Here is a 26655-nt window from a genome sequence, read left to right on the forward strand (position 1 = left end):
TTATGCCCCGCAGCCAGTTATAGAACGTTTAGGGGTGGGGTTTTCAAATGGAAATAGGAGGAAAAGGGTATGGGAAAGAGACTAATCAGTATGTTTTTGGCACTTATCCTGCTTTTGGCAGGTATTCCGGAAATGGGGCTTCTTGCAAAAGCGGCAGAACCGGGAAGTGCGGATCTGTTGAAACTGGTTGTAAATGAGGTGCCGATGATTCAGCAGGAATTTAATCCGGAGCAGACGGAGTACAAGGGCACCGCATATATGAGCGTTAAAAAGCTGAATGTATGGGCGGTTCCGTCCGATCCTGAAGCGGAAGTAAATATCAACGGTAAGAAAGTGGATTCTGCAAATGTCTCAAAAGCTAATAATTACGGCAGACAGGCAGTGGAATTTGACCAGAAACAGCAGGCGGACATTACAATACAGGTAACCAATGGAGACAGTGCAAAAACATATCATGTGCTGATACAGAAGGAGGATACGGACTACCGCGGCAGATCCTTAATTGAAGTGAAGAGTGTTTCAGCCAAAAGTGAGCAGGAGGGATTTGAAGCCGCAAAGGCCATTGACAAGAATGAGTTGGTGGGCTGGAAACCAATTGCTGCCAACGCAAAAGAGGTGGTTGGACAGTACATTGATTTTGATTTAGGACAAAATTATGTGGTGAGCAGAATGACGGCACTGCTTAATACCCCGGAAGACTGGGGACAGAACAGCATATGGAAGAACATGGTGGGCGTGCAGGTTCGGGAAGACGGAAGTGAGGAGTGGACAACAGTATTTGAAAAAGGAAATCTGCGAAACCGGACTCCAAGACAGGTTACCGATCCATCCAGACAGTTTCACCGTTATGAGTTCGGAGATAACTACACAGGAAGATACATCCGATTTTCCTATACACAATATGAAATGAGTCTGATTCCGGAGATAAAAGAAATGATGATCTACGGCTATGAGCCAGGTGATCCCAGTATTCCTGAGCCATCCAGTGAAGAGATCAATCAGGAGTGTGTCGTACCCTCCAACCCCAACATTTCACGTGGACAGGAAATTCTGATGGATAAAGGATTCCAGTATACTTCCTGGGTTGCCAGCGGTGATTACGGAAGGGGAACTTATGATGCAAAAGAATATAAGGGCAGCGAACTGACCGGATTAATTTTTTACGATCCGCCGCTGGAAAATACAGAATTTTTTAAGTATACGCCGAATGCACAATGGGGAATTGCAAAAGCACCATGGGGAGGCAATGCCATGAGTGGAGCCGGAGAGCCAAGGGATTACCTCCCGGAAGAGATGCGCCCGTATGTTGCCAACTTTGTCAGCTCCTGTTTTGGGGATGAAGGACTATACAGCCTCACAGAAGTAAATTTATTTAAAAAGTGGTTTGACTGGAGCAAAGAAAACTATCCTGGCGTCATTCTGCATTCAAACCAGGCTCTCGGCAGAGGATGGGAGAATAATAATGCACAGCCAATGCATGTATTTACGGAAATCGCACAGCCGGATCTGCTGACCCATGACAACTATTATTATAACGGTACCGGATGGGACAATGAAACCGGGTCTACAAGAAACGTAATTATGTCCAGCAGCTGGCAGAGAGAAGCCGCACTTGCCGGACTCACCGGAGACGGAACCATGCCCATTCTTTTTGGACAATATGTGTCTGCTTTTGACCGTGACCTGACAGAATCCCAGAAATATATGATCAATAATGTTTCCCTGGCAATGGGAATGAAGTGGCTGGATTTATGGCGGACAGAATTTGCTTTTGATGAATGCTTCTTATTTGACTATGACGGAACACCAAAACGTTCTTACTATGAATGGGCTGATATTATCCGCCAGACAAAAAATATGGGGGATGCATTGATACGGTTAAACAGCGATACCCTTGTAACGAAGACCGGGCTTAACTCCAGCGGGAATCCTAATACGGCAGCCAGCCGGCCGGCTACGGATGTAGTTGGGGGAATGGGAAGCTTTGAAGACAATACAGAGAAAAACACGGAATATTATATATCCGGTGTGGAAGCTGAGAATCTGGGTACCGTAAATGGAGGAAATCCGGGAGATGTGGTTCTGGGTTACTTTAACCCCCTTCCGGGGCTGACCTCCAAAGAACTGACTGATTATTTCGGATGCAGTTATCCGAAGGGATTTATGGTAGTAAATGGTCTCTTTGATGGAATGAAAAAGGCTGCACAGTCAGGAAACAATGGAAAGAACTGGATTCAGGTGGATGATGGAAGTGAAGAAGAAACAATGCAGCATATCACTTTGACTTTTGCAAAGGACCATCCGCAGCTGAAGAAGGTTAACCGAGAAACAGGCAAGATAGAGGCAGTGGAGATTGGCGCAGACAATACCCTGGAAATTACCATGGGCGGTGGAGCGGCAGAACTTTACTTTTGGTCTGATGTGTCTGCAAATGCTTCTTCCAATCCGGAACAGGCAGAAGCAGCCTTCGACCAGAATATTTCCACCGCTTGGGCAGCAGCAAGCGACGCTGTTTATCCCATCACACTGGATAAGAAATTTTCCGGTTCCTACATGATCAATAAAGTTACCATAAATGAATCAGGAAGTAATATCACCGGGTTTGATCTGGAATACCGCACAAGTGAGGGGAACTGGGAAAAAATTCTGTTAGACGATGCCGGCACCGGAAGTATAGGGGTGAGTAAAACCGTGCAGTTTGCTCCTGTGAAGGCAACAGGAATACGGCTTGTGATCCGGGCAGCAGACAAGGTTCCGGCCATCCGGGAAATCCGCTACTTTAAGTATGATGAAGCGGCAGATGATACCGCTGAAAAGACCGTTACCATTAATGACAATGATATGGGAGAAGGTATCAACCAGTTCTCATTTGATGACAATTTCACCTACCGTGAAACAGAAGATGGCAATTTCCCAACCACAATCGGGAATGACGTTCATTTTACCAATGTAACGGGAGCAGAATCTACCCTGCATTTTTATGGCACAAAGCTGGAGCTGTTTTACAGAAAGTACAACAGCAATGCCAATATCAGTGTATCTATCGATGGCGGTGAACCGGTGACAATTGACACGTCAGCCGGTGGCGAAAAGTTTGCTTCTACCGTCTTTGCAGATCTGGAACTGAAAGAACACACTGCCGTAATTCGTAAGACATCGGAAGCTCAGATAGCCATTGATGGTGCAAAGGTTACCTATAAAGGACAGCTTCCTGACAACACCGGACGGAAGGTTCAGACTTATGTCAATGACAAGTCTGATCAGATTACTTATAACCCGCAGGCAGTGTCCACTACAGCAAACGAAGAGCCGGATAAAAGGGCAGCAGGATGGGCACAGTTTACGCAGACAGATTCCACCAACACCGGCTGGACCTCCAGCAGTAAAGAAGGGGCTTACTATGAAATTGCATTCTATGGTACGGATGTGACGGTTTATGCCCCCAAGAAGCTTCGCCATATATTCGGAGGAAACGAAACGATTCCCTGGGGAGAAGCAGAAATTACACTGGACGGAGAACCAGTAGATGCCGGATATGATGTAGATAATGAAAATGGCAATGTGAACTTCGGACTTCCTGTTTTGAAAGTCCATGCCAGTGACGAAAATGCAGACCATAAGCTGCGGATTACCGTTAAAAGCGGTGTCAGCCGGATTGACTATGCCGTAGTGGGAAGCATTGCAGAGAAAGAACCGGCTGAAGTAACTACGGCAACTGTTACAGCGATTGCAGGAGAGAACGGAAAAGTTGAGCCGAAGATCCAGGAAGTGAAGCTTCATGATGACGCTCTGCTGCGTGCGATACCGGATGAAGGCTATATGCTGGATCAGATAGAATCAACGGGTAACTATTCCGTAGAAGGAAATACGATACTGCTTCCCGATGTTCAGAAGGATCATACCGTAACGGTGACATTTCGCCGTATTGCAGATAAGACGGCACTTCAGACCGCACTGGAGGCGGCAGAAGCTTATATTCCCGATGGATATACAGAAGGGAGTTATGCCGTATTAAAAGCAGCAATAGAAGAGGCAAAGGCTGTTTTGGAAGATGAAAAAGCAGAGCAGGATGCAATAGAGGAGCAGATTAACAAGCTTTCGGAAGCCATTGCCCAGCTGGAAAGCATTCTTGCCGACCTGACACAGCTGAAGTCCTTATACAATGCTGTTTCACAGATGGATATGAGTATTTACACAAAAGACAGCGCAGCAACCCTGAAAAATGCACTGGATCATGCAGCGGCTGTCGTTGAAAAAGAAAATGCTACAAAAGTGGAAGCGGCAGAAGCAGAGTCAGGTCTGCTGGTAGCGCTTGCCGGACTGGAGAAGAAAGAGACAGAACCCGAGACCGATAAATCATTGGCTAAGGCACTTCAAAATGCTTACAAAGATCTGGATCTGTCCGGATATACCCAGGATAGTGCAACCGTATTTACGGAAGCCCTGGATCGTCTGTCCGGCGTGATTGATAATGAAAATACCACACAGGAAGAGGTTGACAATGCCATAGCAGGGCTTCTGTCAGCAGCAACTGCACTGACAGTATCGACGGAAGATCCCGAAAAGCCGGAAGTAACGGTAGACTTCTCGCTGCTGAAAGTACTCTTCGATGCATATAAAGGAGTTGACACCACAAAGTACACAAAAGACAGTGCCGATGCATTCCTTGCAGCACTGAGAGCGGCAGAGGAGGTACTAAATAGTAAAGAAGCAGATCAGGCAGTAGTTGACCAGGCAGTAGTTGACCAGGCAGTGGCAGCCTTGGTGAAAGCAGAGGCAGATTTAACAGAAGCACCGGTTGTCACAACAGACACCACAACGCTGAAAGTACTCTATCAGGTATACTCCGCACTTGATACCGGGAAATATACGGACTTTAGTGCAAAAGTCCTGAAGGATGCAGTGGCAGCGGCATCGGCTGTTTTAAATAATCCAAATGCAGCCCAGGATCAGATTGACCAGGCGGCAGCAGGACTGATGTCAGCAGCAGTGGGACTGGAATTAAAACCGAATGAGGCTCCACAGCCTGTGGTACCGGCACTGAAAAAAGGCCAGATTCTGACGTACAAGGGACTGAAATACAAAGTAACCAATCCTGTAGCGGGAAAAGCAGCTGTAATGGTAGTTGGAGCTGCCAGCAGGTCAGTTAAGAAGGTGAATGTTCCATCTGCGGTAACTTTAAGAGGTGTAAAATGCAAAGTTACAAAGATTGGACCGAAATCATTTAAGAATTACAAGAGGCTGCAACGGATTACCATTGGTGCAAAGGTAACGGCGATTGGAAAACAGGCATTTTACGGAGACAGCAGTCTTACCAGAATCACAGTTAAGTCTAAGGTATTGAACAAAGCCTACAGCAATTGTCTGAAGAAAATATCTTCTAAGGCAGTGATCCGGGTTCCAAGATCGAAAGTCAACGATTATAAAAAACTATTTAAAAACAAAGGACAAAAGAGCAGTGTAGAAATAAAATAGCAGAATGGGATTGTAAAAAATGATTCCAACAGGGAAGTGAAGCACATGTATTAACTGGGAGGGGGCATATATGCCCTCTCCTCGTTGATTCTTTATACAGGCACCTATGATTATAAAGTTTCTGCTTATCGGTATGAGTCTGTTTAGTGAAAGGATAAAAATAATGGATTATAAATTTAAATTAATAAGTTCTCTGAATAAAGTCTTTCCGGGAGTGGAGCCCGGGGAGGATTTGGAAGGCATAACGTTATCGGGCTTTTGGGGAGAAACCATTTCCCTCCAATGTGCATACCGGGCGGATTCTTTGTATACCGGATATGGAAGGTTAGTAGTAAACGGAAGCTTAAAAGATGCGGTGCGGATACGTGAGGTAAAGCTCATGCCTTCCGTTCTGCCCTGCAACGGGGAATGTGATGGACATTATCTCTCCAAAGAACCCGGTCTTTACCCTGATTTGATAAGCAGTATTTCTCCGGAGCGGATAACATATATCCCACGTCAATGGCACGCTTTGTGGATTGATCTGGAAGCAGAAGAGGGAATGGAGGGAAAGCAGGATCTCATATTGCAGTTTTATAATGAAGAACAGATATTGGTGGGTGAGGTTCGGACAGAGATCTGTATATATCCCATACATTTGAAGCCCCAGACCTGTTTTCATACAGAATGGTTTCACTGCGACTGCCTTGCAGACTATTATCAGGTAGAACCCTGGTCAGTGCCGCACTGGGAGATCATGAGAAATTTTATCACCTTGTATGGCAAACGTGGCATGAATATGATATTAGCCCCGGCATTCACTCCGCCGCTGGATACCGCCATAGGAGAAGAGCGTACTACAGTGCAGCTGGTGGACGTAAAGGTTATGGGCGGAAAATATATCTTTTCCTTTGAGAAACTGTACGCCTTTTTCCAGATGTGCATGGAATGCGGGGTGAAATATTTTGAGATCGCCCATCTGTTTACCCAGTGGGGAGCGAAAAGTGCACCGAAAGTGATGGCAGAGAAGGACGATACCCTGGTGCGGATATTCGGCTGGGAGACCGACAGCCAAAGCTTTGCATATCAGGAATTTCTGGGACAATTTCTGGACGCCCTGGTGCTCAGGCTGGATGAGTGGAATTTAAGAGGAAGGGTATTTTTTCATTTATCAGATGAGCCGGAAGAAAAGGACCTGGAAATGTACCGGAAAGTCCGGGAATCCGTATCCGCCCATTTAAAGGGTTACCCCATTATGGATGCAGTGTCCAGATATGCCTTTTATGAGAGCGGGGTGGTGGATAAGCCGGTCCCGGCAGTTGACCATCTGGAGCCTTTTTTAAAACATCAGGTGCCGGGACTTTGGACCTACTATTGCACAGCCCAGGGAAAAGATGTGACAAACCGCTTTTTTGCCATGCCTTCCGGCAGAACCCGGATTCTGGGGGTACAGATGTACCAGTACGGACTGGAGGGATTTTTACACTGGGGGTTTAATTTCTACAATTCCCAGTATTCCCTGTCCCATATTAACCCTTTCCAGGTCACGGATGCCGGGGCAGCATTCCCATCCGGCGATGCATTTTTGGTATATCCGGGAGAAGATGGCTGCCCGGAAGAATCTCTCCGCCTTATGGCATTATCTCAGGCGATGCAGGATATCCGGGCATTTCAGATGCTGGAAGAACTCACATCCAGGGAATATGTAATGGATTTGATCAGAATGGCAGCAGAAGAACCCATAACCCTGGTTTCTTATCCGTACAGCAGTCAGTTTTTTCAGAAACTCCGGGAAATTGTAAATAAAGAGATCGCGGACAGAAAATTTTAGATTTCCTAAAAAATCCTAACATTTTATAAAAAATTAATGACTATAATTATTTTTAAAAGCTGATATGATGTATATATAACAAGTTTTTCGAAAAACTGACAGCACTTAAATTATAAAATGAAGGATTTATGGAGGAAAATAGAATGAAAAAACGTATACTTGCAGCGATTCTTTCTGCGGCAATGGTTATGGGGGCTTTAGCAGGATGTGGTTCTTCTTCGGGAGAAACCTCAAAAGAGACACAGAATGCTGGAACAACAGCAGACTCAGCAGCAGATTCAAAGACAGATACAGAAGCAGCAGCAACAGGAAATAATGAGGACGGAAATGATACGGCATCTGCAGACTCTGACAAACCGGCTAAGAAATTTAAAATTTTGTCTATCTGGGCAGAGGATACAAAAGAAGGAAAATTATTATATAACCTGACAAAACAGTACCAGGAAGAAGTAAATCCAAACTTTGAATTTGAATTTGAGCTGGTTTCAGCAAATGACCTGACCACAAAGGTTGCTACTTTAGTCGCTTCCAATGATCTTCCGGATGCGTTTGCTTATGTGGCCGGTCAACCGCTTACGGAACTGATTAATGCAGATAAAGTTGTAAATATTTCAGAGCAATTAGAAAAACTGGGTGTATCGGATCAGATTGAAGAAGGCGCAGTTACCCTGTTAAAAGGACTTTCTAATACTGACAGCATCTATGATCTTCCACTGGGATTGAATATTGAAGGCTTCTGGTATAACAAGAAAGTATTTGAAGATGCAGGTGTGGAAGTTCCCAAGACCTGGGATGATTTAATCAAAGTATGTGACACGTTAAAAGAAAAAGGTGTTCAGCCAATGTCAATCGGCGGATCTGAAAAATGGCCTTTAAGCCGTCTGGTGAATGCATATGTAATCCGTACCATGGGTGTGGATGCACTGACAAAAGCTACATCAGGAGAGATTTCCTTTACGGATCCTAAATTTGCAGAAGCAGCGAAACAGGTATCAGATATGGCTTCAAAGGGATACTTTGGCGAAGGTGTTACAACCGTTGACCAGACGACTGCAGGAAACATGATGCTGGCTGGTGAGTCAGCAATGTGCTACAACGGAAGCTGGTTTACAGAAGACATCACAAGCGAGAATAACCCGGCAGGAGAAGAGGGAATCGGATATTTCAGTATTCCTGTAGTAGATGAATCCGTCAGCCCGATCACCGAAGTTCCGATGAACTGTGGTAATATACTGGCACTTTCCAAAGATAAATACGATGATGCAACAGCAGACTGGTTAAAATATTTCGTAGAACATGCAGGCGATTATGCAATGAAGGAAATGGGTTCTGTAAAAGGCTACAAATATACGGTTGAAGGTGAATTAAGCCCGATCAACCAGGTGGTTGTAGATACTATTGATTCCGTAACAAATGCAGCAACCTGGTTCGAAGCGATGATGAACAATGAAACCAAGACAGCAGCACAGGATAACGTGCAGACCCTTGCCAACGGAGAAATGACACCGGAAGAATATATGCAGTCCATACAGGATGCTTATGATTTGAGCAAATAACATTTGCGGCAGCAGTTGAATGGACACATGGGCAGCACATGCTGCCCAAGGAAATAAATGAACAGAGCGATAGATTATGGGAAAGACAGCAGCATGGAAACGTGTATCAGACTGGATCTCGGCCTGTCGCTCTTTTTATACCCAAAATGCAGACAAAACACGTACTTAAGGCAGTATTGTAAGCAGGCTTACGATATGCAAATGGAGGCAAGTATGAATAAAGTATTAGGAAATAAAAAAGCAATTGCTTTATTTGTAATACCTGGCCTGATCTTATATGTAGGGCTGGTATTCGTTCCGGTTATCTGGTCATTCGTATATTCATTCTACGATGGCACACCTGGGCTGAACTGGAGTTTTTCCGGTTTAAAAAATTATGAAAAGTTATTTATTGATGCACGTTTTAAAGATGCCCTGGTAGTGAACTTAAAGTATATCGGCATGGTTATGCTAGGACAGGTTGCACTTGGACTGTGTATGGCGCTGGTATTTAAATTCTGGTTAAAGCGATTCAAAAATGTAATCCGTACCCTGATCTTCTTTCCGGTAGTACTGCCAACAGTAGCGGTAGGCCAGTTGTTTGCAAAAATTTATGAGATTCAGCCAAACTACGGTTTATTAAACAGTATTCTGGCAAATATCGGTCTGCAGGACTGGGTGCAGCCCTGGATTGGACAGGCAAGTACAGCGCTGAAAGCTTTAAGCGTCATGGATGTATGGGTTTCAATGGGATTCTACGCAGTTATTTTCTATGGTGCGCTTCTGGATATTCCGGATGACGTAATGGAAGCTGCGAAGATTGACGGATGCAACGCATGGAATTTGTTTAAAGGCATCCTCATGCCGCTCCTTCGCCCGGTAACTATCACCTGTCTGGTATTCAGCTTCTCCGGTACGGTGAAGATGTTTGAATCTGCAATGGCTCTGACCGGAGGCGGTCCCGGAAATGCAACGACTTCACTTTCCATGTATATGTACAATGCTTCTTTTGGATTTGGAAAGGTCGGATACGGCAGTACCATAGCAATTGTCATTTTTATTATCTGTATTATTGGAACTACAATTATTAAGAAATTCGACAGACAGGGATAGGAGGAGCGGATATGAACGGATATAAAGCAAAAAAAATAACAAAATCTGTATTAATTAAAATCTTTATTTTTATCCTGGTGATTATCGAAGTATATCCAATCTTCTGGATGCTGACTGCGGCGCTGAAGAAACCGGCAGAATTTGTAACAAAAGCAGCTTACGCTCTTCCCGATGGTCTTTATTTCCAGAACTTTATTGATGCGTGGACACGAGGAAACATGGGACTTTTCTTTAAGAATAGTTTGATTAACACGTTGGTCTCCCTGGTATTTATCGTAGTCTTCAGTATGACAATCGGTTTTGCCGTAACAAAGATGGAATGGAAGCTGAGAGGATTTTTCGAGAAATTCTTCTTAATGGGGATCATGGTTCCGGTGGCTACAGCGCTGATTCCATTGTTTCAGATTTACAATAAGATGGGACTGGTGAATACCCGGCTTTGCCTGATTCTGACTTACATAGCATTTGGACTGTCACTGTCTGTATTCCTGGTGACCGGATATATGAAATCTTTATCCAATGATATAATGGAAGCTTCCGTTATTGATGGGTGCGGTATCTTCAGTATGATGTGGCACATTGTAGTACCCCTTATGAAAAATGCGGCTGTAACCGTATTGGTACTGCAGTTCTTCTACAAATGGAATGATTTGATTTTCTCCATGACATTTATCAGTGATACCAAACTGAAAACCATTCAGACCGGACTTTTGTATTTCCAGAATGAATTCGGGGCAAAAAACTGGGGAGCCATATTTGCTTCCGTATCCATGAGTGTTCTGCCTATGCTGATTTTATATATGATTTTAAATAAAACCGTAATCGAAGGTATGACAGCCGGAGCGGTTAAGGGATAATAAAAAGGAGGCGTTTTCCAAACGGCCTCCTTTTTGCTGTATGTTTTTAAGCTTTAATGATTCTCTTTGATCAGATGTTCAAACTCTTCCAGCGGCATTGGCCTGGCGTAATAGAAACCCTGCGCCCGGTGGCAGCCCATCTCCATCAGCATTTCAGCCTGTTCTTCATTTTCCACACCTTCACAAATAATGGAAATATTCAAACCATGGATTACATTAATAATTCCTTGTATAATGGTACGCATGCGCTTTTTCGCAATACCTTCCTGGAGAAAGCTGCGATCCAGCTTGATTACATCCACTGTAAGGTACTGGAGCATTCCAAGAGAGGAATATCCGGAGCCAAAATCATCAATGGATATGAGAAAGTTAAGTTTCTTCAATCGACCCAGATAATCCAGAACTCTTTCTTTGTTTTCCATAACTACACTTTCCGTTATTTCCAGTTCCAGATATTCATGGGGAACCTGGAATTGATCTGCTATCCGGCAAAGGGTCTGGGGGAAGTCTTCGTTTCTAAAATGAAGTCTGGAAAAATTACAGGATACCGGTTTTACTTCCAGACCCTGGTCGATCCAGGAACGGATAATCCGGCACACGTTAGTATAAATACACAAATCAATTTCTACAATAAAACCATTTTTTTCAAAAAATGGAATGAAAGAACCGGGATACTGTATTTCCTTTTGTGTGTCAATCCATCTAACCAATGCTTCACTTCCAATAATGGAATGATCTGCCATATTGTATTTGGGCTGAAAATAGGGGATAAACTCATTGTTTTCTAATGCGGCATGCATTACGTTTGCCAGTTTTCGCTCCTGCAGTTCTTCCTGGCGCATATTTTCATCATACTTGATTGTCAGGCTCTTATGGGTGATCTTTGCGCTTCTTCTGGCGTAATTCGCCAGATCCAGCATCAGGGATACATCCAGGGGATCGGTATCCTGTAAGAGATAAACGCCAAAGATAATAATCAGCCGGTAGGTTTTATTTTCTGCTATCAGAAGGTCATTCATTTGGTGATCAATGGACTTTGTCCGTTCCGTCATCTGGGTCCAGTTTTCATAACGCAGCATCAGCACAAACTGGTCAGCGGATACCCGGGCACAGCATTCACCTTCCCGTATATTTTCACGCAGGATATTGGCAAAATTACGTAGCAGCTGATCGCCTTCTGCAAAACCAAAGGTATCATTAATCGTTTTGAATTGATTAATATCAGCATAGATAAATGCATAAGTCCTGTTACCGGGAATGCTCAGTATTTTTTCTGCTTCCAGCCGGAATTTATTTAAGTTCCAGATGTTTGTAAGATCATCTAAATACATAATTTTTTCAATCTGCCGGTGATTCCTGGATTTCGTAATCAGAATGTAACTGAATACACTGATTACCAGGATAAAAACCAGAAATATAATACTCATAGTCTGCACCGGATATTGATAGAGCAGGTCGCGCCAGTTTACAGAGTGTGAGTTTAAACTGTTTTTCAGAACCAGTTCATTAATCATGTCATTAGAGGTATATTGCAATACCTTGTCCAGGATAGAGAACAGTCTGGGATCCGATGAACTGGAGATACCAAGGCTGATTTCATCGGAGTAATTTGTCATCGTAACAATAGAAAATGGCTCATATCTTGGATCAGATAATAGGTGTTCCGCAATATAGGTATTGGAATAAGTAATATCTGCATCACCCCGGGCTAATGCCTGAAAGCATTCTTCTGCTGAGTCATAATACAGAATTTCTTTATCCTGATTATCTGCTGAAATACTTTCAGAGAGAAAAAATCCGTCAGACAATGCCAGTACGGGCGAAGAAGTTTTCCGGTTGGCGCTGATCATTGCTACCGGCGCCCGGAGAAAATAGGAAGTGGTAGACAGCTGATTCTGTGCTGCCCACAAATAGTCATTGGCTACGCTGGCAATAATTTCAGCAGAACCATCCTTCACGGCATCAAGCGCATCTTTATAGTTTTCTTCCGGAATATAGGTAAAGCGAAGTCCCGTGGTATTACTGATCATTGTGAACAAGTCTGCCACTACTCCGGAAAATTTCCCCGCTGCAGTGTCCAGATAGCTTAAGGGAGACTGATTGGAGCTGTAAACCACATTAATAGGTGCCGTATCCTGGATGAACTCCTTCTCCGATGGGGTAAAGACAGGTTCCTGGGTGGTGCTGACTGAAAAATATTTTTGATAAAGTTTGATATCATAATAGGGATCTCTTAATTTAATTCTGTTTAAAGTAGAATTTAACTCGCCCAGCAGATCGGGTCGATTCTTTGAAACAGCCATATAGATTGGTTCCGGGGAAAACTGGGCAATACTGCGGTAAGTACTGCTTTTTCCAAGGTGTGTAATAGCGATGGCGTCTAAAGTCCGGTCATCCAGCGCTTTTAAAAGAGCCTGCGTTTCATCATAGGGAATCGTATCTACCTTAATATTATTGGACTTACAGTAGGCCTTAAAGTTTGCTGCATCCACACTGTCCCGGATAACACCGACCTTCATTCCGTTAAAAGAGGAAAAGTCTTCATAATCATAGCGGGTATCATCACAGCGTAAATTCAGCGTACTGTAAATATTGCACATGGCACTGTCAGGAAACAGGAGATCTTCTGCCCTGTCTTTTGTATAGTATAAGGCAGGCAGCATATCAATTTCACCTGAAATTAACATATCATATGCAGAAGTAAAGCTATTTGCATCCACAATTTCATAGTCCCAACCTGTATATTTAGCTATTTGCTGAAGATATTCGAAGTTAAATCCAACATAGTTACCTTCATCGTTCCGACTCATATAATCCCCGTCTTCGTAATAACCGATACGTACTTTTTCGGAAGCATGTACAGATTGGGAAAGAAGGGAAAAACAGCATAAAAACAGGCATAAAAAGAACAATGATTTAAAGATGCTTGAATCGCTTTTCATGGTGAACCCCTTTCCGCGCTAGAGAGAGTTTGAAAATAGCTTTTTGAAATATGTGCGTTACACAAAGTGGGGTGTGCTGATGGCAGAAATGTATTTTCAAACAGGCTCTAATTATGTAATATTATATATTCTTTAGGGAAAAAAAGCAATAAAGGATGTGATATAGGTGCAAATATTACAATAGATGATCAATGCAGGAATTGACACAGCGTCCGTCCGCTGTGCCGGTTCCTTTTTTTTCATACAGCGGTATTTCTACATTAATACTCATTAATGCAAATAGGTCCCGCCAAAATCTCTCTGCAGATAGCAACCGTAAAATCTTTTCTGGTACAGTAGGTCCACTTAACCAGGGTAAAGCAGTGTTTCTCAATCTCAATGCCGGTTATGCATCTGGGATGAACGCAGCTGCCCGTGTTAAAAAATGGTGTTGCTGATACGTCTGCCAGCATTGGGCGGTGGGTATGACCGGTAATCAGTATGTGTCCTTCGTTTTTTGCCCAGGTGCTTAAATTCTGTTCTATTTTACGTTTCCGTATATTATTTTTTGCGGCGCTGGTAGGGTCCAGAATTCCGATGTATTCCAACGGCCGCCAAAGATAGCGTACCAGGAAACGGGAAAGATGCCAGAGCTTTGTATTGAAAAAATCTGCCTGGTGGCCATGGGCAAGGTAAACGTCACGAATACCCGGTATAACATCCAGGATCAGTCCCTCATAAAATTGTATGCCGGGCAGCAAAGGGGTATAGTTTCTGGACTCAGGACAGTAATATACCGTACAGTTACGCTTGGCATATCCGGGGAAACTCTTCATAATGTCATGGTTGCCATAGATCAGATAAAGACGGTTTTCCTCATAAAATTTAGACATTAGCCAAAAGGTGTTGCTGTGTATATTTATAATCTGGGTCATGGACCGGTTTTCCCACAGTTCATCCCCATCGCCCAGCTCAATATAAGTAAAATTATTCATATAGTAGTATTGAAGTGCTGCAAAAAAAAGATTCTGGTTCTTTAAAAAATTATCGGTAGAGGTGCCGTTGCCCCGATGGCAGTCACTCATCAGAATATATTTTGAATCAGGTGTTAGCGGCAGATGCAAAGCATTTTCAAACGCCTTACTAAGACGTGTATAGTAGCTCATGGCTTTTGGAAGCGTTTGCCTGAGATTCCCATGCAGACGACTTTATGATAGAGGGGCGGCAGATAAAACAGCAGATAAGTAAGCCGGTCCTGGGTATTCTGGAAGGGGCGGGTAAGCATCAGGTAGGTTTTCATGTATATCCGATTGGTAAAATTCAGATAGGAAATTCTCCGGGAAGACAGGACTTTTCCAGGTACAGTCTTGGGGGTTGTAAAACAAAAGGCTACGGTCAGCTGATAGAGAGACAGGTCGCTGAGTGCATAACCCAGAATTAACAGGCTGTCAACAAAGGCATCCATCATGCCGGTGTTGGGAAATGTAATAGATACCTGCATTCTAAGAGAATCCGGTTTTGAAAGATTACCGGTAAGAAAACCGGATAGTTTTTGATGCATAGCGGAAACGGTAAACAGTGTTTCCGATCCCTGTATAAGCCGGAAGGAATATTTCAGCACTTTGTTTTGGGTGACATTTTCAAAATGTATTTCATTCAGGAAGACAGATGATACAAGGTGGTCTGCTGCATAGATGCCGATTTCAGCGCCCGCATGAATTCCATATTGTCCTTTCCAGAGTTCAATCAGCCAGGTTCTCCCTTCGTAATCAAAGTAGACAGGTTCACAATCGTATATAATATGGAAATGAGCAGCTTTTTCATCATATACTCCGGTATATCCGCTGTTTTGATTCCAGTCGTTTAAAGCTGTAGTGAAAATATGTTTTTCTGGATGCCAGGCCAGGCCAAAGGGGTTGACAGAACGGTTCAACAGCACTGTTTTTTCATAGTCAGTAAGAGCAGATACCTTTTTTATCATTTGCTTCCGTCTGTAATAGATCAGTATAATGCAGACAGCCGCCAGTGTATACAGCAGATAGAGAAGAATATACATAATGAACCTCATAATAAAATCCCTTACCATTATATATATGCAGAAGAATGGTATTTGGGTATGTTATTCGGACAAAATATTTGAAGAAACTGGAATTTCAGCAGACCTCTATATACAAGGCATTCTTTTTTCTTTAATTCGTTTTTTATGTAAAAATATTAATATGTAACAAATAATAGAAAAGTGTTGCAATGATTGTTGCATTGAGATACGATAACTGTATGAAAAACATTCTATACCCTGGCTGTTCTGCCAGTTGATTTCCAATTGATAATTAATTTTTCTTTGAATAATCAATTTCTATCAGCTGATTATTGTAAACATGTTCTGGAAAAGTACCATTATCAGGCGGCATATTATAGTTAATAAATTCTAATAATCTCCCATGAATATTGTATGTAAATTAATATATGCACTATATATAATTAATTTGTAACAGTAAATTCAAGGAGGGTGTCTATGAAGAGAAGAAAAGAACATGTAAACATTTTTATTGCAGTTTTATTAGTAATCAGCATAATACTGCCTTCGTTAAGTGCAGCTGCAAAAGAAAAGGAAACTGTGCAAACCCAAAAAGCAACTGTAATTGAAGTAACCGATTATGGGGCGGACCCAACCGGAGTAAAGGACAGCACAGAGGCGGTCTGGGATGCCCTTCAGGCAGCAAAAGAACTGGAGAAGAACGGAGAGCCCGTAACGCTGAATTTTCCAAAGGGTGAATATCACATCTATAAAGATAAGGCTCAGATAAGAGAATATCACACTTCTAATACAAACAGTATTCAAAGCCCTCAGAAGACGATTGGCATTTTGATAGATGGTCATGAGAATTTAACAGTCGAGGGAAATGACTCCTTATTTATGATGCACGGTAATATGATGGCAATTGCTGTCGTAAACTCTGAAAACGTTACGCTGCAGAATTTTTCATGGGATTTTGCAGTGCCTACGGTATCCGAGATGACCATAACCGGGATGGGGACGAAAGAGGGGAAACAGTATACCGATTTTTTTATTCCCTCATGCTTCCCGTTTGCGATCAAGGGAAATACAATTGAATGGCAGAGCGAACCAAGTCCATATACAGGAGATCTTTATTGGACTGAAACCGGAATTCATAATGCCTATTCTATCGTGGCACATCACCCGGAAGAAGAAATGACCAGAGCATATTTTACTTCTGATTCTCCATTTAGCAATGTATCAGGCATAACAAAATTAAGTGATACCCAAATAAGAATTACCTATCAGTCAGCAAGACCTTCTATGCAGAAAGTAGGGATGCTGCTAGAACTGGCAAGCAGTGCTTACCGTGAAACTGCAGGTGCTTTTACCTGGGAAAGCAGGAATGTGCTGGTTCAAAATATGAATGTACATTTTATGCATGGCTTTGGTTGGCTTTTGCAGATGACCACTGATGTTACTTATAGAAACTGTAACTTTATGCCAAGAGAAAATTCAGGTCATTATACGGTAAGTTATGCAGATATTATTCATGCATCCGGGGCAGCAGGGGAGATTAATATTGAAAATTGTAATTTCTCAAACTCCCATGATGACCCGATTAACTTACATGGTACATTTACCAGAGTGGAGCAGAGAAGAGATAACCACACGCTTCAGTTAAAATATATCCATACACAGCAGGGAGGTTTTCCCCAGTATCATGTGGGTGACCAGGTTGCATTTTTTACCAGAGATACGCTAGAGTCTACGGATCATGAAAGTCTTTATACTGTATCGGAAGTGGTTTCCAATCCAGGGGAAGATGAAAATGATTTGAGAACAATGATAATTAAATTCCAGGAGGAATTGCCGTCTGATCTGTCCGAACAAATTGGAGGACAACCCAGGTTTGTAGCGGAAAATGTTACCTATGCACCGCAAGTGACGGTAAAGGGATGTACGTTTAAGAACGTGCCTACCAGAGGAATTCTGTGTACAACCAGAAATCCGGTATTGATTGAAGACAACACTTTTTTAAATATGTCTATGGCTTCCATTTACTTGTCTAATGATTCGGATGAGTGGTATGAATCAGGTCCTATCCGGGATATGACAATCCGTAATAACACCTTTTACATTAAAAACATAGGAAGAACCTCATGGGAATATGCCCCGGCAGTTTATATTCATCCGGTTACGAAAGGAGGCGGTCTGCCTTCTGAAGATAATCCCATCCATAAAAACATTCTGATCGAAGGGAATACCTTCCATATGGATACGGATACGGTGGTAAAGGCAGAGAGTGTAGAGAATTTAACCATACGGAATAATAAAATCCTGCGCACCAGCCCGGATATCCAGATTCAGATTGAGTCCGTTCAAAATCAGATCATAGTGGGTGAATCCAAAAAAATAAATATGACATATTCCGGGGACAAGCACGAAAGACCTCAGGATAATGTTTATGAGTTTACCAAATGTAAAAATGTATTGATTGAAGGGAATACATATGATGACGGATTAAAGCTTTATGCAGTAAAGCATCCGGGAATGTCGGATCATAATCTGGTAATCCGTGATAAAGAGATTAAAATGGTGGAAGACAGGAATCAGCCCGCAGCAGACCCTGTTCGCAGGATCCACTATGCAAGTACGAATCCGGAGGTTATTTCCGTGGATGACAATGGAAATATGACGGGAAAAAGCAATGGGAGATCACAGATATTTGCCTATTATGAATGGAATGGGACTATAATTAAATCCAATTCATTAGAGTTAACAGCAGGAAGCGGAACCCCATCAGAAGATGTATCCGTCACTATTGAAAAAGAAGACAACCTCCTGTTGGATACGGAGAATCTGGATAGTGAAAACATGTCCTATCAATTTACTGCAGCAACGGAACCGGAAGCAGAAATTACCTGGTCCGTAACAGATTTAAAAACAGGAGACTTATCGGATACGGCGTCAATTGATGAGAATGGGTTACTAACAGCCAAAAAAAGCGGCATTGTCTGGGTAAATGCTTTTGCAGGAAATAATACTGCAAGAAAAGCAGTCATTATAGTACTGCCACAGACGGAGACACTGAGTAAACAATTTTCGGTAGTAAGAGAAGATAAAGATAGCTATACCCTGACTCCGGATGGAGTTACCATCGATCTTCAGCCCGGCGACCTCTATCAGATCACAGGCAGCAATAATGTGAAGAATTTGTTTTTATACGAAATACCGGAAGGGATGAATAAGGATAATCTTCGCACGGTCATTAAAGCAGATAACCTTCCCGTGAAAGAAGGCGGGCAGTGGGATACCGGTTCCTTTATCCTGTATCGGGATGACGATAATTATGTTACCATAGGAAAAAAATCACATTATGATGGAATTGCTTCTGTAGTGGAGATAAATGGCACGGCAGTTGAGAATGGAGGAAATGCTTCCGAAAATGGGGTTTCTGCTGCATATTTGGGATTTACGAAAACAGATGAGGGAATTTCTCTGGACTACAGGCTGGAAGATGGTGAATGGCAGCATGTTACAGATATCCAGGAATCACCGCTGGGAGATAATTATAAAATTGGATTTGCAGGATGGGAAACCAACGACAGAGGGAAAACAATTAGTTTTACCGGACTCAAAATGGGTGATGCATCCCTGGCGTATGAGGAAGTGGAGGCATTAGAGCCGGTTTCATTTACCGGATTTGAAAATCAAAAGCCCAGTGCAGCCAACCTGGCATTTCAGGAACAAAATTACCAGGCAGGCGACAAGGTAAGCATCCTTTATGACTTTGAAGACCCGGACGGGGACAGTGAGGGAGAGACGCTTTATCGGTGGAATTTTGCCCAGAGCGGTAAAACGGTTGTCACGGCAGAACCATCCATAGAAGCAGAAGAGACAGGGGTATTGACCTGCCAGATCTATCCTGTTGACCAATACGGAACACCAGGGATACCTGCAGTAGCAGAAACAGTAATTGGAGAAGGTGAAGCAACAGCGGAATTAAAATCTTTAAAGCTAAATGGGCAGCAGCTTTATAATAAAGGCGGGGACCAAAAAGAATTTACATTCAATATCCCGGTTGAACTGGAGAAAGCAGAGCTATCGTATGAATCCGTTAATAACGAAGTTGGATTGATAGAAATAAGCAGAAATGGGATGCAATTGGAAGGAGAACTTAAAAATTCCGACGATATTGTAATTCCAATAGACAATGGTGATACTTATACAATCAAACGAAGTGACACGGATATTTACGTGATTCATATCAAAATGATACAAGACAGTAACACTCAGATTGATCAGATTGCCTTAGATGAATTAGGATTTTCAGAACAGCGGCCACAGGAAAAGAGCTATTTTCTGAATGCAGAGGCAGGCAAAACAAGTGGAAACCTTGTGATAACGGCAAATGACAGAATTGGTAAAGTGGATGTACTGGAAGGGGAATATCGGAAAGAGCTGTCTTTGACAAAGAATGGAAACACCTGGTCCGTACCGGTATCATTTATAAATGGATTGAATTCCTATTATATCCGGGTAACTGCAAAAGACGGCATGACCGTGAAACAGCATATGGTCCATGTAAACTATGAAGCAGATACTTCAGCTTTCTTAACAGGCATACAAATTAATGGAAAAGATATAGAAAATTTTGAAGCAGATAAACTGAAATATCTGACTACGCTGGATGAGGGGGCCGCAACACTAGAACTGGCTGCTGTTCCAAATGCAGGTGCAGAAATAAAAATTGTTATTAATGATGTTATTACCGAAGGAAATGAAGCCGTATCGTCCAATCTGCAAAAAGGCAGAAATCTGATAAAAATTATTGTTACGGCACCAGATGGCATCAACAAAGTAATTTACAATATAAATGCAATACTTCCCTATAAGGAAAACGTAAACCTACAGGATATTTTGTTAAATGAGAAGAACGTTGCGGCAGAATTTGGCGAAGAAAATTCCATAACAGAGTACATTTCAGGGGACACGGTTCAGGTTAAGGCAGCAGCCCAGGATAATGGAGCTAAGGTGGAACTTGTCTGCGGAACACAGAAAGCGGAAGGAATCCAATCGGCAGAGGGTGAATTTTTCATACACAGGGAAAATCCCCAGATAAAAGTTAAAGTAACGGCACGGGATGGGAAAACAACAGATGAGAAAGTTATCAATCTGAAAAAGGCAGTATATCTGTCTGATCTCACCTATGAGCCGGGAGCTACCGTTGGATATGGGGAAATACAAAAAGACAAATCATCTTCCGGTAAGGCACTCAGACTTGCGGATGATTTGGGAGAACCTGTCACCTTCAAAAAGGGAATCGGAACCCATGCGGAATCCGTTATAGAATATAACATAACGGGGAAAGAGTATGAGAAACTGGAAGGTTATGCAGGTGTTGACTATGCCCAATACAATGCAGAGTATGGAAGTGTACAGTTCCAGATATTTGTAGATGGAGAAAAGAAATTCGACAGTGGGGTAATGCTCCAGAAAACGTCTATGAAAAAAGTGGACCTGAAAATTAAAGGTGCTTCCAGAATTACCTTAAAAGCATTAGCGGGAGAAAACAACTGGAATGACCATGCTGACTGGGCAGATATGAAATTGTTGTCAGAGTTTCAGGAACAGGCAATCAATGAGTTTACCCAGACTATTCAACAGCCGGAGCATGGAACGATTACATCCAGTGTGGAAGGAACTAAATTAACGCAGGGAAGTACAGTAACCTATACCTTTGCTCCGGAAGAAGGTTATCGCTTGAAGAGTGCCGCCATAAATGAAGCCTTAATTAACCCGGAAAATGGTATTTACACCATAGAAAGTGTTGAAAGAGATATTACGGTAACAGCAGAATTCGAGAAAATACCTGCACCGAAGTATACCGTAATTTTTGATTCCAATGGTGGAAGCAAAGTAGAAAATCAATTAGTGCAGGAACATGAAAGGGTAACGCGTCCGGCTGATCCGGTCCGAAACGGTTATACATTTGGCGGGTGGTATCAGGATTCTTCACTGACAGTTAGCTGGAACTTCGAAGCTAACCAGATTTCGGCAGACACCACAATTTATGCAAAATGGAAAAAAGATGTTATTCCGTCACCGGTTAAAGTAAATAAAATTACACTTAATAAAAAATCTGTAAACCTGGCGGTAAAAGACAGCGTAAAAATTTCAGCCATTGTCCTGCCGGCAAATGCTCAGAATAAAGCAGTGGAATGGACTTCCTCCAACAGCAAAGTGGCAGTGGTAGACAGCACAGGAAAAGTATCGGCAAAGGGGGCAGGAGAAGCAATTATTACTGCAACAGCAAAAGATGGCAGCATGGTAAAAGACCAATGCAGGGTAAAAGTGGGGGATCGCATCACATATAAACTAAACAAGGGGACAAATGCCCCGGCAAACCCTTCTATTTACATCAGTGATCAATTGATTAAATTGAAAAAGCCATCCAGAAAAGGATATTATTTCTCAGGCTGGTATAAAGACCGTAAATTTAAGAAGAAAATAACCAGGATTTCTAGGGGAACAAAGGGAAATCAAACTGTGTATGCAAAATGGTCCAGGGTAAAAACAGAAAAAGTAAATAACCTGGAATTAGCAGGGAAAAAGAAAGGAAAATTGAAAGTCAGGTTCCAAAAAGTATCAAAAGCTTCCGGATATCAGATTGTATATGCAGCAAACAAGAAGTTTAAAAAATCCAAAAAAATAGATGTTACCCGCACATCCAAAACAATTAGCAAGCTCAAAAAAGGTATTTATTATGTTAAAGTGCGGGCTTATAAAAAGGACTCAAAGAATGCAAAAGTATATGGTAAATACAGTATAGTAAAAAGTATACGGATAAAATAATAATATTCGCTGTGGATCATATAAAAAAATTTAGAGACGCCATAAGATAACGGATGCTGTTATTTTATGGCGTCTTTTCCCATGCCGTTTGCAATTCCCATTTACCGGTATCAAATATTTGCCTTAAAAAATGACTCATATATTCCAGCTTTTTACGAAGTCCAGGATATTGGAAATAGTCAATACCCTGTGGATGCATGGCATTTTCCATAATCCGCGCCCGGTCTTCGGATGGAAAACTTTTGGAATAATAATCAATAAAATATATGTTGCCGCTCTGGGAAGCTGCAGTAAAATCAAGATCTTTCTTGTCTTCATTTGTCCGGTAACTGTAATCATAGGAGAAGCCCGATGGATTCAATTGATTGAATACATCATCCTCATAATCATTAAGACCTTTCCCGGGTCCGGCGATTTTAGCATACCGGTCAATGGCATGGCTTATTTCGTGATAAATCGTACTTTCCAAACTGCTGAAATTGGATGCATTGAGAACAAGATACTGACTGCCATCCTCATAAAAGTAGACACCATTGGCATGATCCGGATTATTGTTTCCCACAGTACTAAAATTACCGGCAATATAGATACCCAGCTTTCCGGTTTCCGTTGTGTTGAGCTGTTGAAAGAAGTCATCAGGATAGGAGGAAAGAGCTTTTTCTAATAGTGAAAGACTTTCTTTTAGCAAACGGGTCTGGTAAACGGGTTCTACATGATAACCCGGAAATTCTCTTTTACAATCATCGGCCAGGAAAATATTTACACCATACCGTTTGCCTAGTATTTCGGCACGATCTTTCAGTGCCTGAATCCCTTCCATGTCGGGCTGATCGGAGAAGTAATATTTAGTAGTATAATCCGTAGAATCCTGTGTGAGTTCTGTCTTCTGATTCAGATCCCAGAGTACAATATGTGAGTAGTTATGTTTAAACTGGAATACTGCCATATGGATAGAAGGCAGATATACCAGATCCTGGGGAGATCCAACAAACTGTTCACTGCCGGACTGCAGGGAAAATGAGGTTTTATATGTATTTTTTCCAGTGGCCAGATCGTAGTAGTAGAGATCACAACTGCCGTAATCGGACGTGCTTTCCTGGAGTTTTTGAATGGAAGTCAGTGCCAGTCTGTTATCTAAATCAAACATGAGATTCCCATAGCCCAGGGGATCATCCAGTACCAGTTCCCGGATCTCCGGCTTACTGTCTGGAATCTGATAAAGCGCTTCCATTAACCCATCCTGGTATAGTGCACCAAAGGAATCATCCTGGGAGGTTAGCTGTATGCTGCCGGGAATGGTACGAAGTATTTCATTGGCGGAGATATCTATAAAATTCGTGACATAAGAATTCTGCTCACTTCCCGTACCGTTAACCGCCAGTATCTTACCGTCAGAAAGCAGCTGTAAAGTTGTACAGAAGTTATTTTCCACCAATCCGCTTTTTATTGGACGAAGAGATTGGTCTGCAGTGGACAGCTCCTTCAGCCCGGATCCATCGGAGGCAAAATAATAAATCCATTTTTTATCCTCCGTAATCAGAGGTGTGCGGATACAGGGTTCTAACAATGAAATACGTCCGGTTTCTTTTAAACGGCTGTTGAGATAAATGAATTCCTGAGAAACGCTGTCAAATAAGCGGAGTTCTTTTTTGGAAACCGCAATATTCTGCTTATCCAGATGAATGGCACCCGTAATGGCAGCTGTGTGCAGGATTTTATTTTTAAGCGGGTCATAGAGATAGAGGGAAAGTGCATTATGATCCTGCTGGATTACCAGTAATTGTCCCTGAAATGACAACAGTATCTGATCCGTGTATTCTTTCTGGAAAGGATAATCCAGGTCTGAAAGGCTGCCGCTTTCATTGAGGGGAGTACCATTCTCCTGTTCGGTCTCTTTCGTATCAGATGTATCTAATGTGTTCGTATCAGGAGTAATGATGCCTGGCAGTTCCGACCAGGGTGAGCTGTTTTTAATGCTGGGGAGTGAAAGGATGGCTGAGTCAGTGCCCGAAAGGATGGAAGGTAAAACCGGCAGGTGCGCGTGTGACTGCAATGACTGAGCAGGAGTGGACGCCAAAACAGAGGCAGCAAGATTTTGCTGCCCGCAGGCTAACGGTATGATACAGATTGTAAGGATACATATTCGGGTTACTCTTTTTTTCATCACATCACCTTTATAATATCGTATGTCCGCCTGTCTGACTCAGTAACGGAAATTCAGTTACAATCTCAAAGCGTCCTTCCCGGTATGAGGAAGACATAGTGCCGCCGGATTTTTGCGCAAGAGCTTTGGCAATATTTAACCCAAGCCCGGTATTGTTGTGAGATCTCGCCCGGTCGGATACGTAAGTGCGGTCAAATACCAGGGGAGCTTCATCAATGGAGATCAGGTCCGTATCGTTGGAGAAGGTAAAACAAACCTTGTTGTCCGTCAGTTTTAGATTTACAATCACACAGGATTTCGAGTATTTCAGAGCATTTTGTGTAAGATTTGTAAATATGCGGACAAGGGCATTGCGATCCAGATTCACAAGAGGAAGATTTTCCTGCAAGTCCATATGTACCCGGATCTCTTTTTTCTCGAAATCTTCATAAAATGCCAGGACTACTTCGCATAAAATTTCATATACATTCAATGGCTGGGGGTTAAGCCTGTAGTCTTTAGAATCAATCAATGATAAATCATAGAAGCTTGTGATCAGAGACTGAAGTACTTTTGCCCTTTTACGGACAATCTCCACATAATGCTTCTGTTCGCCGGCGGTGGTATCCGGATCATCCATCAGTTCCAGATATCCGATAATTGACGTAAGGGGAGTACGAAGATCATGGGAAATATTGGCGATCTCCTGGCGGAGCTTATGTTCTTTCGACTCATATTCAATTCGAAGCTTTTGTTTTTCATCTAATTCCATGTTAAGGTCAATAAGAAACTTCTCCAGATCTTTATCCGGGACAGCCTGGTGGATGCGAAGATTCGTAACCGGCAGATCTTTGAGATCTTTAAACTGCCTCCTGGCATCTCGGATACCATGGCGCAGGGAGAAGTAAAGAATGGCAAAAACCAAGGCTGTTAGCCCGGATATGACGCAAAATATAGCCATATTCCCCCCTCCATTCCTTATCAGAGTATGTTTGTGTCACTATTTTACTTCTTTATTCAGGAAGCATTTATAACCAATATAACCGAATATCAGAGAAAAGACAATACCAACTATCCAGCACCGAAGCATTCCCAAGGGAGTATCCCAGACCATATTTAAGAAGTAGGAACCCGGTTGTTTCCCATATTCATTGAAGATTCCCAGAGGTAACACAGAAACAACTACCCTTGGCCATTCGTATACATTTCCAAAAATTTTCAGTAAATAATAAGGTCCGAAATGGATTAAGGAAAAGACTGCGATGATTGTACTGCTGTTATCAAACAGGAAGAACAGACAGTGAAAGGTAACCAGTCCGGCTATCCAGAGCGGAAGGGAACCCAAAATAGCGCGAAGCAGAGCATAGAGGTTTTCGTTTCCGCTGTTTTCCAGTGTCAGATAGGACGAAGCAATGATAACCACAAATAAAAACAGTGTAATGGCCATGCACAGAACGATCTCTGTGATAAACTTTCCAAAATAAATGGAGAGCCTGCCGGTTCCAAAGGATACGGAGTTTTTCATGGTGTGGTTCTTAGATTCCTCTCCTATGATCAAATTTGATATAAAAAAGGTGAAGATCATGGGGAGAAACATAGCACTTGTTACATTCATAAAAATAAACCCGGTATTGGAATAGGGAAATCCGGCACCCGCCATGTTTTTAATTGATAGTGTAAACAAACAAAGTCCGATAAAGGTAGCAGCAAGTACCGCTGAAAAAATATATAAAAATCGTTCCCGGAATCCCCGGTACAGTTCACTCCTGATATAATTAATCATTTTTATACCCATTGCATATTGCAGTCTTGCCTGCAATACTGCCACAATAAACAGGTTGAAAGAATCACACTGTGGCTTCCTTTCTATATCATAATTTTCTTTCAACCTTAGAGCGTGTTTGAAAATTCATTCCCGCCATCTGCATGCCCTACGTGCGGCAT

General features: G+C 42.4%; 13 protein-coding genes and 1 pseudogene. 7 read left to right on the top strand and 7 right to left on the bottom strand.

Annotated features, from left to right (window positions below; genetic code table 11):
• The first annotated feature begins 69 nt into the window (after nt 1-69).
• The 5 genes from CD03_RS0122355 to CD03_RS0122375 all read left to right on the top strand — a co-directional run bounded on the left by CD03_RS0122355 (nt 70) and on the right by CD03_RS0122375 (nt 10790).
• Nucleotides 70-5475, top strand: coding sequence for a discoidin domain-containing protein (locus CD03_RS0122355; RefSeq protein WP_027295534.1), 5406 nt, complete (start codon nt 70-72; stop codon nt 5473-5475).
• Between the two features lie 163 nt (nt 5476-5638).
• Complete coding sequence (locus tag CD03_RS0122360; RefSeq protein WP_027295535.1) at nt 5639-7285, top strand: DUF4091 domain-containing protein; 1647 nt, start codon at nt 5639-5641, stop codon at nt 7283-7285.
• 143 nt (nt 7286-7428) lie between these two features.
• Nucleotides 7429-8841: an ABC transporter substrate-binding protein gene (locus CD03_RS0122365; RefSeq protein WP_027295536.1), complete on the top strand. Its 1413-nt coding sequence runs from the start codon at nt 7429-7431 to the stop codon at nt 8839-8841.
• A gap of 213 nt (nt 8842-9054) precedes the next feature.
• A complete protein-coding gene (locus tag CD03_RS0122370; protein WP_027295537.1) occupies nt 9055-9933 on the top strand; it encodes a carbohydrate ABC transporter permease in 879 nt (292 codons plus the stop codon).
• 11 nt (nt 9934-9944) lie between these two features.
• Complete coding sequence (locus CD03_RS0122375; RefSeq protein ID WP_027295538.1) at nt 9945-10790, top strand: carbohydrate ABC transporter permease; 846 nt, start codon at nt 9945-9947, stop codon at nt 10788-10790.
• A gap of 53 nt (nt 10791-10843) precedes the next feature.
• Here the strand turns inward: CD03_RS0122375 and CD03_RS0122380 are convergent, their stop codons facing one another.
• Entirely contained in the window at nt 10844-13732 is a 2889-nt protein-coding gene (locus tag CD03_RS0122380) for an EAL domain-containing protein (RefSeq protein WP_027295539.1), read from the bottom strand.
• Between the two features lie 52 nt (nt 13733-13784).
• Between CD03_RS0122380 and CD03_RS40075 the strand changes: the two genes are divergently transcribed.
• Complete coding sequence (locus tag CD03_RS40075) at nt 13785-13868, top strand: DUF6783 domain-containing protein (protein ID WP_377146911.1); 84 nt, start codon at nt 13785-13787, stop codon at nt 13866-13868.
• A 124-nt stretch (nt 13869-13992) separates the two neighbouring features.
• Here CD03_RS40075 and CD03_RS0122390 read toward each other — a convergent pair whose 3' ends face one another.
• Together CD03_RS0122390 and CD03_RS36375 are read right to left on the bottom strand one after the other, a co-directional pair.
• Nucleotides 13993-14877 carry a metallophosphoesterase gene (locus CD03_RS0122390; protein WP_027295540.1) on the bottom strand — a complete coding sequence of 295 codons (885 nt, stop codon included), beginning with the start codon at nt 14875-14877 and terminating at the stop codon, nt 13993-13995.
• Nucleotides 14874-15779, bottom strand: a complete 906-nt coding sequence (locus CD03_RS36375; protein WP_160295827.1) for a DUF4474 domain-containing protein — start codon at nt 15777-15779, stop codon at nt 14874-14876. The genes CD03_RS0122390 and CD03_RS36375 overlap by 4 nt, the downstream gene beginning before the upstream one ends.
• Before the next feature lie 447 nt (nt 15780-16226).
• On the opposite strand from CD03_RS36375, the gene CD03_RS0122405 reads away from it, so the two are divergent.
• The gene (locus CD03_RS0122405; RefSeq protein ID WP_027295541.1) at nt 16227-22568 is read left to right on the top strand and encodes an InlB B-repeat-containing protein; all 6342 of its coding nucleotides are present in this window, start codon (nt 16227-16229) and stop codon (nt 22566-22568) included.
• Between the two features lie 64 nt (nt 22569-22632).
• Here CD03_RS0122405 and CD03_RS0122410 read toward each other — a convergent pair whose 3' ends face one another.
• The 4 genes and pseudogenes from CD03_RS0122410 to CD03_RS40080 all read right to left on the bottom strand — a co-directional run.
• Nucleotides 22633-24732 carry a hypothetical protein gene (locus tag CD03_RS0122410; RefSeq protein ID WP_027295542.1) on the bottom strand — a complete coding sequence of 700 codons (2100 nt, stop codon included), beginning with the start codon at nt 24730-24732 and terminating at the stop codon, nt 22633-22635.
• 10 nt (nt 24733-24742) lie between these two features.
• On the bottom strand, nt 24743-25672 hold the full coding sequence (locus CD03_RS34430; protein ID WP_052377924.1) for a sensor histidine kinase: 930 nt from the start codon (nt 25670-25672) through the stop codon (nt 24743-24745).
• Nucleotides 25673-25711: 39 nt separating this feature from the next.
• Nucleotides 25712-26539 (bottom strand): ABC transporter permease, encoded by an 828-nt coding sequence (locus tag CD03_RS0122420; protein ID WP_156042994.1) that lies wholly within the window; start codon nt 26537-26539, stop codon nt 25712-25714.
• A gap of 43 nt (nt 26540-26582) precedes the next feature.
• Nucleotides 26583-26642: pseudogene (locus CD03_RS40080) on the bottom strand (DUF6783 domain-containing protein); the annotation flags it as partial.
• Between the last annotated feature and the right edge of the window lie 13 nt (nt 26643-26655).

Origin of the sequence: Robinsoniella sp. KNHs210 (genome assembly GCF_000686105.1) — a bacterium.
In the GTDB taxonomy this organism is placed as follows: Bacteria; Bacillota; Clostridia; order Lachnospirales; family Lachnospiraceae; genus Robinsoniella; species Robinsoniella peoriensis.